This window comes from Pseudonocardia sp., assembly GCF_029263155.1.
Taxonomy (GTDB): Bacteria; Actinomycetota; Actinomycetes; order Mycobacteriales; family Pseudonocardiaceae; genus Pseudonocardia.
Map to the genome: position 1 here is coordinate 1 of NZ_JAJCYB010000091.1, position 12,581 is coordinate 12,581.

Annotated in this window: 9 protein-coding genes; 5 read left to right on the top strand and 4 right to left on the bottom strand. The window is 76.0% G+C overall.

Going from position 1 to position 12,581, the window contains the following annotated elements:
- The first annotated feature begins 940 nt into the window (after positions 1–940).
- Entirely contained in the window at positions 941–4,015 is a 3,075-nt protein-coding gene (locus Q1K26_RS18880; protein WP_300014540.1) for a DEAD/DEAH box helicase, read from the top strand.
- Entirely contained in the window at positions 4,008–4,832 is an 825-nt protein-coding gene (locus Q1K26_RS18885) for an SWIM zinc finger family protein (protein WP_300014543.1), read from the top strand. Before Q1K26_RS18880 ends, Q1K26_RS18885 begins: the two co-directional genes overlap by 8 nt.
- Here Q1K26_RS18885 and Q1K26_RS18890 read toward each other — a convergent pair.
- Positions 4,802–5,146, bottom strand: a complete 345-nt coding sequence (locus Q1K26_RS18890; RefSeq protein WP_300014546.1) for a DUF3817 domain-containing protein — start codon at positions 5,144–5,146, stop codon at positions 4,802–4,804. The two genes, Q1K26_RS18885 and Q1K26_RS18890, sit on opposite strands and share 31 nt — an antisense overlap.
- Before the next feature lie 206 nt (positions 5,147–5,352).
- Between Q1K26_RS18890 and Q1K26_RS18895 the strand changes: the two genes are divergently transcribed.
- Both Q1K26_RS18895 and Q1K26_RS18900 read left to right on the top strand, forming a co-directional pair.
- Complete coding sequence (locus Q1K26_RS18895; RefSeq protein WP_300014549.1) at positions 5,353–5,568, top strand: hypothetical protein; 216 nt, start codon at positions 5,353–5,355, stop codon at positions 5,566–5,568.
- A 281-nt stretch (positions 5,569–5,849) separates the two neighbouring features.
- On the top strand, positions 5,850–6,737 hold the full coding sequence (locus Q1K26_RS18900) for a TIGR03854 family LLM class F420-dependent oxidoreductase (protein WP_300014552.1): 888 nt from the start codon (positions 5,850–5,852) through the stop codon (positions 6,735–6,737).
- 21 nt (positions 6,738–6,758) lie between these two features.
- On the opposite strand, the gene Q1K26_RS18905 is transcribed toward Q1K26_RS18900, so the two are convergent.
- From Q1K26_RS18905 to Q1K26_RS18915, 3 genes are read right to left on the bottom strand one after another with little or no spacing between them, the layout of a single operon-like run.
- Positions 6,759–8,906 (bottom strand): chorismate-binding protein, encoded by a 2,148-nt coding sequence (locus tag Q1K26_RS18905; RefSeq protein ID WP_300014555.1) that lies wholly within the window; start codon positions 8,904–8,906, stop codon positions 6,759–6,761.
- Between the two features lie 46 nt (positions 8,907–8,952).
- Positions 8,953–10,506 carry an acyl--CoA ligase family protein gene (locus Q1K26_RS18910; RefSeq protein ID WP_300014557.1) on the bottom strand — a complete coding sequence of 518 codons (1,554 nt, stop codon included), beginning with the start codon at positions 10,504–10,506 and terminating at the stop codon, positions 8,953–8,955.
- A 48-nt stretch (positions 10,507–10,554) separates the two neighbouring features.
- Complete coding sequence (locus tag Q1K26_RS18915; protein WP_300014560.1) at positions 10,555–10,680, bottom strand: hypothetical protein; 126 nt, start codon at positions 10,678–10,680, stop codon at positions 10,555–10,557.
- Positions 10,681–11,211: 531 nt separating this feature from the next.
- Here Q1K26_RS18915 and Q1K26_RS18920 point away from each other — a divergent pair.
- The gene (locus tag Q1K26_RS18920; protein WP_300014563.1) at positions 11,212–12,498 is read left to right on the top strand and encodes an acyl-CoA dehydrogenase family protein; all 1,287 of its coding nucleotides are present in this window, start codon (positions 11,212–11,214) and stop codon (positions 12,496–12,498) included.
- Positions 12,499–12,581 lie beyond the last annotated feature (83 nt).

Sequence of the window (12,581 nt, forward strand, 5' to 3'; positions counted from 1 at the left end):
GACCGGCGCGGGGGCGGCGTGACCGGCGCGCGACGTGACCGGCGCGCGACGTGACCGGCGCGCGGCCGACCGGCGCGCGACGTGAGCGGCGCGCGGGCGACCGGCGCGCGGCGTGACCGGCGCGTAGGCGACCGGGCGCGGGCGACCACGGCTGCGGGAGATGCGGGCGCGCCCCGGCGGGGCGGTCGCGGGACCGGGCGGCGCGTGGCCGGGCGCAGCGTAATCGGCGAGCGCCGCATGCCCGGCGAGCGCCGCATGCCCGGCGGGCGCCGCTGTCGGCGTGTCCCTTGACACGCGGCATGCCCGGCGGGCGCCGCATGATCGGCGGACCGGAACCCGCAACTGCGCCACACACGCCCCGGCGTTCCGGATGGGCGATCACCGCCGCACCTATCCGCCTGCCGTCGTCGTCCGGGCCGGGGTCGGGACCAGGGGGCGTCGTCCGCCACACCGCGCCGGGCCGGCCCCGTGTTCCGAGGCGGTGATCACCGGTGCCCGACCACGGCACCGCCCCCGCCGAGCCGAGGCACCGGCCCGCGCGCCCGGGGCCGGGGCCGGGGCCGGGGCCGGGGCCGGGGCCGGGGCCGGGGCCGGGGCCGCCGACCGCTCGACACACGCCCGGATGTTCCCCGACGTCGATCACTGCCGTCCGCCCGGCGCAGCGCGGGGCGCACCCGCACTCGCACCCGCACCCGCACCCGCACCCGCACCCGCACCCGCACCCGCACCCGCACCCGCACCCGCACCCGCACCCGCACCGACGATCGTCGGATCGGAACCGTCCACCGCGCCACACACGCCCCACCGTTCCCGTTCGACGATCACGCTCCCGACCGCGGGACGAGCCGGTGCCCACCGCCGGCCGCGCGCCCGTGCACGGACGGCGAGCGCCGGGCGGCGGGCGGCAGTTCTGTCGGGGTGCGTTCGTAGGGTGGTCCCCGTGCTCGCCGTCCACGCCCTCTGGTCCCCCGGTCGCGGGGTGCTGCTGTGGGCCGAGGACGGCGAGCGACCGGCCACGTCGTCGAGCCGGTCGCTGCGCTCCGCCCGCCCGCACCCGTTCGCGGTGCCCTCCGCCGCGCTCTCGGCCCTGCACCCCGGCAAGCCCACGAACATCACGCTGCTGCTCCCGTCGCGCCCGGGCGGGCCGGTGAGCTCGCCGGAGCTGATCCGGGCCCGGGAGCCGGCCTCACGTGCCCAGCCTGCGCTGCGGCCGTGGTCGGTGCCTGCGCTGGTCGTCGACGTCGCCGAGCTGGCCGACCCGGTCGAGGAGGTGCGCTACGGCGCGTCTGTCGCGCACCTGCGCGCCGTGGCCGCGCTGGCCGCCGACCTCGCCCGCCGCGGTCGCGTCCTGCCCACCCTGACCGGGCCCGTCCCCCATCCCGAGGCCCGCTGGCGGCCGGTCGTGCAGGGCCTCGACGCGGTCGCCGTCGACGCTCTCGCCCGCGCCATGCCCCCGGTCGCACGCGCGGAGCACACCGGCACCCGCACCGAGCCGACCGGCCCCGATCCCGAGGCGCTGGTCGCCGACGCGCTCGCCGTGCTGGTCGACACGGCTGTGCGCGACCGGCTCGCCCGCGCCCCGGAACCGATCACGATCGCCCCACCGCGCCGCACGGCGGCACCGGCCACCGAGACCTGGCTGGCCGCCCTGCTCACCCCGGACGCCCACGTCGACACCGCTCCCCGGGAGCTCGCCGACGTGGCCGCGGCGCTGGCCGCCTGGGACGCGTTCGGCACCGCCCCCACCGGCGACGGCCGGGCCAGCTTCCGGCTGGTCGAGGAACGCACGCTGCACGACCCGTCCGACCCGGCGGACGACCCGGACGACCAGACCGGCGACGGCACCCGCTGGGTGCTGCAGTTCCTGCTGCAGTCCGCCGCCGACCCGAGCCTGCAGGTGCCCGCCGAGCAGGTGTGGGACGGCGCGGCCGACCGGCTGCTCGCCGAGCCCCAGGAACTGCTGCTCGCCGAGCTGGGCCGGGCCGCGCAGGTCGTCCCGTCGCTGGCCGGCGCGCTGCGCCAGGCGCGGCCCGCCCGCCACGAGCTGGACATGGGCGGCGCGCACCGGTTCCTCACCGCGGAGGCCGCGTTGCTCGTCGGCGCCGGGTTCGGCGTGCAGCTCCCGGCCGGCTGGGACGGCACGCGGTCGGTCGGCCTGTCGCTGTCCGCGCGCAGCACCCCCACCGACCGGGTCCTCACCCGCGGCGGGCTGGGCCGGGAGGAGCTGGCGCACTTCCGCTGGTCGATCGCGGTGGGCGACGAGGAGCTGTCCGAGGAGGAGATCACCGAGCTGGTGGCGGCGAAGGCGCCGCTGGTGCGGCTGCGCGGACGCTGGGTCAGCGTCGACGCCGAGCGGCTCGCGGCCGGGCTGGAGTTCCTGAAGAAGGCCCGGAAGCGCCGGGGTGGTGCCGCACCCACCGCCGCCGAGGTGCTCGCCCTGGCCCAGCAGCACCCCGACGACCGCGACACCCCGCTGCCCGTCACCGCCATCCACACCGACGGCTGGATCGGTGACCTGCTCGCCGGCCACGCCGAGCGCGCGCTGGCCCCGATCCCGCCCACGCCCGGGTTCCTCGCCGACCTGCGGCCCTACCAGGCCCGCGGAGTCGCGTGGCTGGCGTTCCTCGCCGAGCTGGGCCTGGGCGCGTGCCTGGCCGACGACATGGGCCTGGGCAAGACGGTCCAGCTCCTGGCGCTGGAGACCCACGAGCGGCAGCACTCCGACCCGGGCCCGACGCTCCTGCTCTGCCCGATGTCGCTGGTCGGCACCTGGGAGCGCGAGGCCGCCCGCTTCGCCCCGTCGCTGCGGGTGCACGCCCAGCACGGCCCCGGTCGCCCACACGGGCCCGAGCTGGCGGAGGCGATCGCGGCCGCCGACCTCGTCGTCACCACCTACGCCACCGCCACCCGCGACGCGGGCGAGCTGGAGCCGGTCGCCTGGCACCGCCTGGTGCTCGACGAGGCGCAGGCGGTCAAGAACAGCCGGTCGGTCCACGCGCAGGCCGTGCGCCGCTTCGTCGCCGGGCACCGGGTGGCGCTCACCGGCACGCCGGTGGAGAACCGCCTGTCCGAGCTGTGGTCGGTGATGGACGTGCTGAACCCGGGCCTGCTCGGCACGTCCGAGCGGTTCGTCGCCCGCTACGCGATCCCGGTCGAGCGGCACGGCAACACCGAGGCCGCCGAGCTGCTCCGCCGCGTCACCCGCCCCTACCTGCTGCGCCGCGTCAAGACCGACCCCACGATCATCGACGACCTGCCCGAGAAGATCGAGATCACCCAGCACTACCGGCTCACCCGCGAGCAGGCGTCGCTGTACCGCACGGTCGTCGACGACATGATGGAGAAGATCGAGGACTCCGACGGGATCGAGCGCCGCGGCAACGTCCTCGCCGCCATGACCAAACTCAAGCAGGTCTGCAACCACCCGGCGCAGCTGCTGCACGACGGCACCGCCATCGGCCGCCGGTCCGGCAAGATCATCCGACTGCAGGAGGTGCTGGGCGAGATCCTCGACGAGGGCGACCGCGTCATCTGCTTCACCCAGTTCACCGAGTTCGGCCACATGCTGGTGCCGCACCTCTCGGCGCGGTTCGACACCGACGTCGCCTACCTGCACGGCGGCACGCCCAAGAAGCGGCGCGACGAGATGGTGGCGCACTTCCAGGCCGGCGAGGGAGCCCCGGTCCTGCTGCTGTCGCTCAAGGCGGGCGGCACCGGGCTCACGCTGACCGCGGCCAACCACGTCGTCCATCTGGACCGCTGGTGGAACCCGGCCGTGGAGAACCAGGCCACCGACCGGGCGTTCCGGATCGGGCAGCGGCGCACCGTGCAGGTGCGCAAGTTCGTCTGCCCCGGCACCGTCGAGGAGCGCATCGACGAGATGATCACGAAGAAGAAGGCGCTGTCGGAGATGGTCGTCGGTGACGGGGAGGGCTGGCTCACCGAGCTGTCCACCGAGTCACTGCGCCAGGTGTTCACCTTGGGGTCCGAAGCTCTGGAGGACGTCGATGGCTGACGAACCGGACCCGTTCTGGTGGCGGGAGGAGAGCGCCCGTCCCCGCCGCGTCGAGGGTGGCATCCAGATCTCGAGCACCCGGGGCAAGGTCGCGCGTACCTGGTGGTCGGGGCGGTTCATCGCGATGCTGGAGTCGCTCGGCATCGGCGGGCGCCTGTCCCGCGGCCGGAGCTACGCCCGGGCCGGGCAGATCGTTTCGCTCGACGTCGACGCGGGCGGCGCCGTCGCGCAGGTGCAGGGCAGCCGGCCCAAGCCGTACCGGGCCCGCATCGGGATCCCCGCCTTCGGCAAGGCCGAGTGGGGCGCGGTCACCGACGCGCTCGCCGCCGACGCCTCCTACGCGGCCGCGCTGCTCGCCGGGGAGATGCCACGCGAGATCGAGGACGTCTTCGACCGCGCCGGGCTGAGCCTGTTCCCGGCCACCGCCCGCGACCTGGTGATGGACTGCACCTGCCCCGACTTTGCGGTGCCCTGCAAGCATCTCGCCGCCGTGTTCTACGTGCTGGCCGAGCGCTTCGACGCCGACCCGTTCCAGATCCTCGCCCTGCGCGGCCGCGACCGGGAGACCCTGCTCGACGACCTGCGCACCCGCCGGGCCGCCGCCTCCCCCGGCGGGTCCGGTGTCGCGCCGCTCGCCGACGTGCTCGACGGGTTCTTCACCGTAGGCCCGGGGCTGGGCGAGCAGCCGGCCGGCCCGTCGATCCCGTCCGACGCGCTCCTGGACCAGGTGCCCGAGTTCCCGATCGCGGTGCGCGGCGGGTCGGTGCGCGACTTGCTGCGTCCGGCCTACCGGGCGATGGGCGCCGACGACGGCTGAGCGAGCCGCCCCGTTCGGCGTGCCCACCGCTCGAACCACAGCGTGGCCAGCGGCGGGACGCTCGCCGCGAGCGCGAGCACGAGGGTGCGCAGATCCCAGCGCAGCACCCGCGCCGCCAGCAGCGTGATCAGGACGTAGGCGACGAACAGCGCGCCGTGGATCGGGCCGAACACCGTCACCCCGACGTCGTTTCCGGTCAGCACGTACTTGAACAGCATGCCGAGCAGCAGCCCGACCCACGAGCAGGCCTCCGCGATCGCGACAATCCGGAACAGGCGGGCGGCGGCGGGCGGGGTCAGCACCGGTGCACTCACGCCGTCCAGGATGCCGGACCCCGCGCCGAGAACTTCTACCGGGTGTCGAACACCCCGCCGGGGCGCAGGCGCACGAGCACGCAGGCCCGCTGCCGTGTCCACCGCACCGGCACCGTGTCCACCGCACGGGCGTCGGGACATCGGTGCGGCCACCACGATGCCTGTGCGGTGCCGCGAACACCGGCGGGGGCGAGCATGATCGGCGCATGACACGCATGGTGGGACCGGCCGTCGGGGCGCTGCTCGTGGTGATCGGCGCGGTGTGGACGCTGCAGGGCGCGGGCGTGCTGCCCGGCAGCTTCATGACCGGTTCCCGGTCGTGGCTGGTGATCGGGCTGGTGTGTGTGGTGGCCGGTGTCGCGGTGCTCTGGCGCGTGGTGCGTGGACGGAGGTCGAGCGGCGGTACCCGGCGAGGTGGGTGACCGCGTGGAGGGCCCGGCAGCGGGTGATCTCCGCGGGCGCCAGTTCCGTGTGGTCCGGGCCGCCCTCCTGCTGCCCACACACCGATCATCGAGGCCGACGAAGTCCAGGAGCGGGCATCGGCGGGGTCCCGGGCGAGGCGTCAACGGGGCAGCGGCCACACCGTTGGGCGGTTGCCCACGACACGATGCCCCGTAGCGGCGCCGTCGCCGGGCTACCGTCGGAGCGTGACCACACACGATGCCCGTCCCGTCGCCGACCGAGGCCCCGAACGGCTGGCCCGGTGAAGGTCCGCATCGGGCTCGGCTCCGTACCGCACGGCGACCTCGGGGAGTACGTCGACGCCTGCGAGGCGGCGGGCGTCGACTCGATCTGGCTGCCCGACTTCGCCTCCTCCGACGAGGTCGACCCGCTGATCGGGCTGGCCTACGCGGCCGGCCGCACCCGGGACCTCAAGCTCGGCGCCGGGGTGATCGTGCTGCCCGGGCGCAACCCGATGCTGGTCGCCGCACAGCTCGCATCGCTCGCCGCGCTGGCGCCGAAGCGGATCCTGCCGGTCTTCGGCGTCCGCGCCGCCGGAGCGCGCGACCGCGGGCTGTACCCGGTGCCCGACGGCGAGCGCGCCGCCCTCTTCGACGAGGCGCTGGTCGTCCTGCGCCGGTTGCTCGCCGAACCGTCGGTCACCCACCACGGCCGCTTCTTCCACCTCGACGACGCGTCGGTCGGGCCACGGCCGGCGCGCCCGCTGGACCTGTGGCTGGGCGGGCGCGCCCCGGCCGGGCTGCGCCGGATCGGGCGCCTCGCCGACGGCTGGCTAGGCGCGTTCGTGACGCCCGCGGAGGCGCAGCGGTGCCGCGTGGGTGTCGAGTCGGCCGCCGCCGACGCGGGCCGCGAGATCGAGGCCGACCACTACGGCACCAACATCGTCGTGCTCCCGCCCGGCACCGCCGACGCCGACCGCGACGCGGCGCTGGCCCGCGCCGCGCAGCGCCGCCCGGACGTCGACCCGGCCCTGCTCGTGGCCGACGGCTGGGCCGCCGCACGCATCCAGGTGCGGGCGTTCGTCGAGGTGGGACTGACGAAGTTCGTGGTGCGCCCGGGCGCGCCGGTGCCGTCGTGGCGCGGGTTCGTCGACCAGTTCACCGCCGAACTGGGGCCCGAGCAGACCTGAGCGGCCCCCGGCCCCGACGGCTCACCCCCGGTCGGCGCCGAGGAGCGCGGCGGCCCGGACGGCGACCGGGTCCGCCGCCGTCCACGCCGCGCCCGGCACCGCCCGCACCCACTGCACCCCGCGCAGCGCGTTGACCAGGAACACCCCGCCGGCGCCCGCGAGCTCGCCGAGCGCCGGGGCGCGCAGGTCGTAGGACAGGCCGGCGGCGTCGAGGGCGTCGAGCAGGGCGCGGCGGGCGGTGCCGGGCAGGATCCGGCCATCCAGCGGCGGCGTGGTCACCCGCCCGCCGAGCACGGCGGCCACGCAGGCCCGCGTCGACTCCAGCACGACGTCGCGCTCGTCGACGAGCAGCGCCGCCTCGCCCGGCGCGAGGGACGCCTCGATCGCGTCGATCCAGGCCCGGTCGGCGAACTTGTGCCGCGGGGCGCCCGCCGCGCCGAGGCGGTGCGGCACGAGGACCAGGCCGGGCTGGTCGGCGAGCGGCACCGGATCGAACGGGGTGACGGCCACCCGCAGCCGCCCGTCGGGCGCGGCGTCCACCCGCACCCGCGCGGTGCCCGCGCGCCCGGTGGTGGCCCCGGCCGGCGCCCGATCCGCGCGGGTCGTCGCCCCGGCCCGCGCACCGTCGGGCCCCGGCCGGCACCCGGGCGGGCCGGCGCGCACCGCGAGCCCGGCCCGCGCGGGTCGCGGCCCGGCCCGGGCGGCGAGTGCTGCGGTCACCGCGGCGGGCACGTCGGCGTCCAGCGGCTGCCCGTAGCACTCGACGAACGACGCCTGCAGCCGCCGCACGTGCTCGGCGAGCCGCCGAGGGCGGCCGCCCTCGGCGAGCAGGGTCTCGAACAGGCCGTGCCCGGAGCGGGCCAGCTCGCTGTCCCCCGGCCCGTCCGGCCACGGCCGCGCGCCGAGCGCCGCGAGCAGCGGCGCGGCCTTGGTGCGGCACTCGGCCCACTCCTCGGCGGGCGTCGAGTCGACGGTGACGCCGCCGCCGACGCCGAGGCGGGCCGTGCCGCCCGGCGCCACCTCCAGCGTGCGGATCGCCACCGCCAGCTCGGTCCCGGCCAGCGGGCTCAGGTACCCCAGCGTGCCGGTGAACAGGCCCCGCGACTCGGGCTCCAGCTCGGCGATCAGCTCGAGCGCGCGGATCTTGGGCGTCCCGGTGACCGATCCGGGCGGGAACGTCGCCGCCAGCAGCTCGGCGTCACCGCGGCCGGGGTCGAGCGTGCCGCGCACCGTCGAGACCAGGTGCCAGACCCCGGGGTGCGGCTCGATCGCCAGCAGCCGCGGCACCGTGACCGACGCGCAGACGCGCGCGAGGTCGTTGCGCATCAGGTCGACGATCATGACGTTCTCGGCGGCGTCCTTCGCCGACGCGGCGAGCCGCGCGCGCTCGACGCGGTCGGCCGGGCCGCCGGTGCGCGGGCGCGTGCCCTTGATCGGCGCGGTGTCGACCATCGCGCCGCGGCGGCGCAGGAACAGCTCCGGGCTCGCGCTCACCGCGGTGAGGTCGGGGTCGGCGACCAGGCAGGCCCGCGCCGGGGCGTGCGCCCGCACCAGCCGGGCCCACGCGTCGTGCGGGGAGCCGTGCAGCCGCCCGTGCACGTGGCAGGCGATGTTGGCCTGGTAGATCTCGCCGCGCCGGATCGCCTGCACGCACCGCTCCACGGCGACGACGTGCGCGCGGGCCTCCGGGAACGCGGTGACCTCCAGCCGCGCAGGCACGACCCGCGCCGGGGTACGCAGGTCGGCGACCAGCTCGTCCGCCCGCCTGCGGGCCGCGGCGGCGTCGAACCCGTCGCCGAGCAGGGCCTCGTACCACCAGCCGGTGCCGTCGAAGCGCAGCAGGTCGCGGTAGTACGCCCACGAGTCGGTGCCGGCGAAGGTGCGGTAGCCGAACCAGCCGCCGCCCACGGCGTCGGGCCACGCCGGGTCGGGCGCCACCGCGGGCAGCGCCGGGAACCCCCGCGCCGGGAACCCCTGCGCCGGGAACCCCTGCGCCGCAATCGCCTGCGCCGGGACCGGGTCGCAGGTCACCAGACCCCCGGTCGACCAGTCCCCCGCCCACGCGGTGACCCGCGCGCGGTGGGCGAGCCGGCGGGCCGCCTCGCCCACCCCGACGCCGGGCAGGTCGAGCGCGATCACGTGCAGGCACGCCCGCCCGGTCCGGGTCACCGCCCGATCCTCGCCGATCGGCCCGCGGGTGCGCCGGTGGCGTCGCTCACCCGATGCGGTTCGCCGACCCCTTCCAGGCCTCGTCACGGAGCACGAACTTCTGGATCTTGCCGGTGGAGGTCTTCGGCAGGTCGGTGAACGTCACCGTCTTCGGCGCCTTGAATCGCGCCAGCCGCTCGCGCACGTGCGCGATGATCTCCTCCTCGCTGGCGCTCGCCCCGTCCTGCAGCGTGACGTACGCGGCGGCGACCTCGCCCCACTTCTCGTCGGGCACGGCGATCACGGCGACCTCCAGCACGGCGGGATGGTCGGCGATCGCCTGCTCGACCTCCACCGAGGCGATGTTCTCGCCGCCGGAGATGATCACGTCCTTGCTGCGGTCGCGCAGCTCCACGTAGCCGTCGGGATGGATCACGCCCAGGTCGCCGGTGCGGAACCAGCCGTCCGGGATCGCCGCCGCGGTGGCCTCGGGGTCGTCCAGGTAGCCGAGCATCACGTTGTTGCCGCGCAGCGCGATCTCCCCGACCGACGCGCCGTCGCGCGGCACGTCGGCGCCGCCGTCGGTGACCACACGAACCGCGCACGAGATCATGTTCCCGACGCCCTGGCGCGCCTTGAGCCGGGCCTGCTCGCCGGCGTCGAGGCCGTTCCACTCGGGCCGCCAGTCGCAGATCATCACCGGCCCGAACGTCTCGGTGAGCCCGTAGAGGTGGGTGACGTCGAACCCGAGCTCGCCCATCCGGCGCAGGATCGCGGGGCTCGGCGGAGCGCCTCCGGTGGCGACCTTCACCGGCGGGCCGGTCAGCGGCTCCGCCTCCTTCGCGTAGGCCAGCATCGACAGTACCGTCGGCGCCCCGTTGAGGTGCGTGACGCCCTCCTCGCGGATCAGCCGCCAGACCTCGGCCGGGTCGACGCGGGGCAGGCAGACGTGGGTGGCCCCGGCCGCGGTGACCGCCCACGGGAAGCACCAGCCGTTGCAGTGGAACATCGGCAGCGTCCACAGGTGCACCGCGCTCGGGGTGAGCCCGGTGTGCCCGACCATCGCCAGCGCCTGCAGGTACGCGCCGCGGTGGTGGTACATCACGCCCTTCGGCCTGCCCGTGGTCCCGGACGTGTAGTTGATCGAGAGCAGGCCGCGCTCGTCGTCGACGACGTACGCGGCCGGTGACGCGTCGGCCAGCAGCGCCTCGTACTGCGCGCCCGCCCGGATCCGGTGCGGCGGTGCGTCCATCGACGCGCACACCTCGTCCACCAGGTCGTCGAAGACGGGATCGTGCACCAGCACCGAGGAGTTCGAGTGGCCCAGGATGTAGGCCACCTCGCCCGCCGAGAGCCGGGTGTTCACCGCGACCAGCGGCACCCCCGCCCACGGCACGCCGAAGTTGGCCTCCAGCAGCACGTGGGTGTTGGGCGCGAGCACCGCGACCGGCCGCCCGTGCGCGAGCGGGGCCAGCGCGCCGGCGAGACGCCGGCAGCGCTCGTGCAGCTCGGTGTAGGTGAAGCGGTGCTCACCGTCGACGACGGCGGTGCGGTCGCCGTGCGCCGCGGCCGCCCGGTCGAGGAAGGACACCGGCGTCAGGGGCTCGATGCAGTGGTCCACGCCGACAGCATCTCCCGCCGTGGCGGCGCTCCGCACGCCGGAGGTCGGTCAGCCGGTCCGGTGCAGCAGGTCGCGCAGCCGCCCCGCGAACCAGGCCTCGACGCGCTCGTGGCTCCAGCCACGCCCGACGAGCCGGGCGTACTGGTCGGGGGCTGCCGGCAGCGCGCGAACCACAGCCCGGCACGCGAACCACAGCCCAGCACACCGACCGCCACCCGGTGTCCGAACCGCCCGCCGCCTCGCGCACCCACCCGTCGCTCGCGCGCTGCCGGCAGCGCGCGAGCAGCAGTCCGGCGCGCGAACCGCCACCCGGCGCGCGAACCACCACCCGCACGCCGACCGCCACCCAGCACGCCGACCGCCACCCGGTACCCGAACCGTCCGCCGCCTCGCGCGCCCACCCGCCGCCTCGCGCGCCCACCCGCCGCTCGCGCACCCACCCGCCGCTCGCGCACCCACCCGTCGCTCGCGCACCCACCCGTCGCTCGCACGCTGCGGGCAGCGCGCGAGCGGCAGCCCGGCGCGCGAACCGCCACCCGGCGCGCGGACCGCACCCGCACATCTGTCGCGGCCCGGCTACGCGCAGGTGGATGCGGGCCGACCGGGCGCGGCGGAGCGTGGCCGCACCGTCCGGGGCACGATGGCCGCAGGGGCGGTCGATCACCGGGCCGCGCCCGCCGTCGACGACGCGGAGGCGCACAGATCATGGCGTGGGACTTCTCGACCGAACCCGAGTTCGAGGCGCAGTTGGCGTGGATGCGGGGGTTCGTCCGCGAGGAGATCATCCCGCTGGAGACCCTCGACCTGGACCGCGCGACGTTCGCCCGGATCACCGCCCCGCTCTCGGAGCAGGTGAAGGAGCGGGGCCTGTGGGCGGCGCACCTGCCCCCGGAGCTGGGCGGCGGCGGGTTCGGGCAGGTCAGGCTGGGCCTGATGCACGAGATCCTGGGCCAGTGCCGGTACGCGCCGGGGGTGTTCGGCAACCAGGCCCCGGACTCGGGCAACGCCGAGCTGCTCGCGATCGGCGGCTCCCCCGAGCAGCAGGAGCGCTGGATGCACCCGCTGCTGCGGGGCGAGCTGCGCAGCTGCTTCTCGATGACCGAGCCGGGCGCGGGCGCCGATCCGACCCTGCTGTCCACCCGCGCCGTCCTCGACGGCGACGAGTACGTGATCGACGGCCACAAGTGGTTCTCGTCGAACGCCCGGGTGGCCGACTTCCTGATCGTCATGTGCGTGACCGACCCGGACGTCTCCCCGTACCAGGGATCGTCCATGATCATCGTGCCGGTCGATACGCCCGGCGTGACGATCGTGCGCGACATCCCGGTGATGGACCATCCCACCCGCTCCCCCGAGCTCTACGGCGGGCACGCGGAGGTGCTCTACGAGGGCGTGCGGGTGCCGAGGGAGAACCTCGTGGGCAACCCCGGCGACGGGTTCCGGCTCGCGCAGCAGCGCCTGGGTCCGGGACGCATCCACCACGCGATGCGCTGGCTGGGCCAGTCCCGCCGCGCGTTCGACATGCTCTGCGAGCGCGCGGTCAGCCGCCACACCCACGGCTCGACGCTGGCCGAGAAGCAGATGGTGCAGGACTGGGTGGCCACGTCGGCCGCGGAGATGCAGGCCGCGCGTCTGCTCACCCTGCACGCGGCCTGGACGATGGACCAGGTGGGGGCGTCGAGCGCCCGCCTGGAGATCGGCATGATCAAGTACTGGGGTGCGAAGGTGTTGCACGACGTGATCGACCGCGCGATCCAGGTGCACGGCTCGCTGGGCTTCTCCGGCGACCTGCCGCTGGAGGAGATGTACCGGGCCGCCCGCGCCGCCCGGATCTACGACGGCCCCGACGAGGTGCACAAGGCGACCGTCGCCAGGCGCATCCTGCGCGGCTACACCCCCACCGACGTACCCACCGAGCATGTGCCGACGCGGGCGGCGTCCGCGCGGGAGCGCTTCGCCGAGCAGCTGGTGGCCGCGACGGCGAACCACTGACCACGGCCGGGTCGACGCGGGGCGCCGCCCCGACCCGGCGATCAAGGCCAGATGGCGGCTTGTGGATCACCCCGGACGACCGT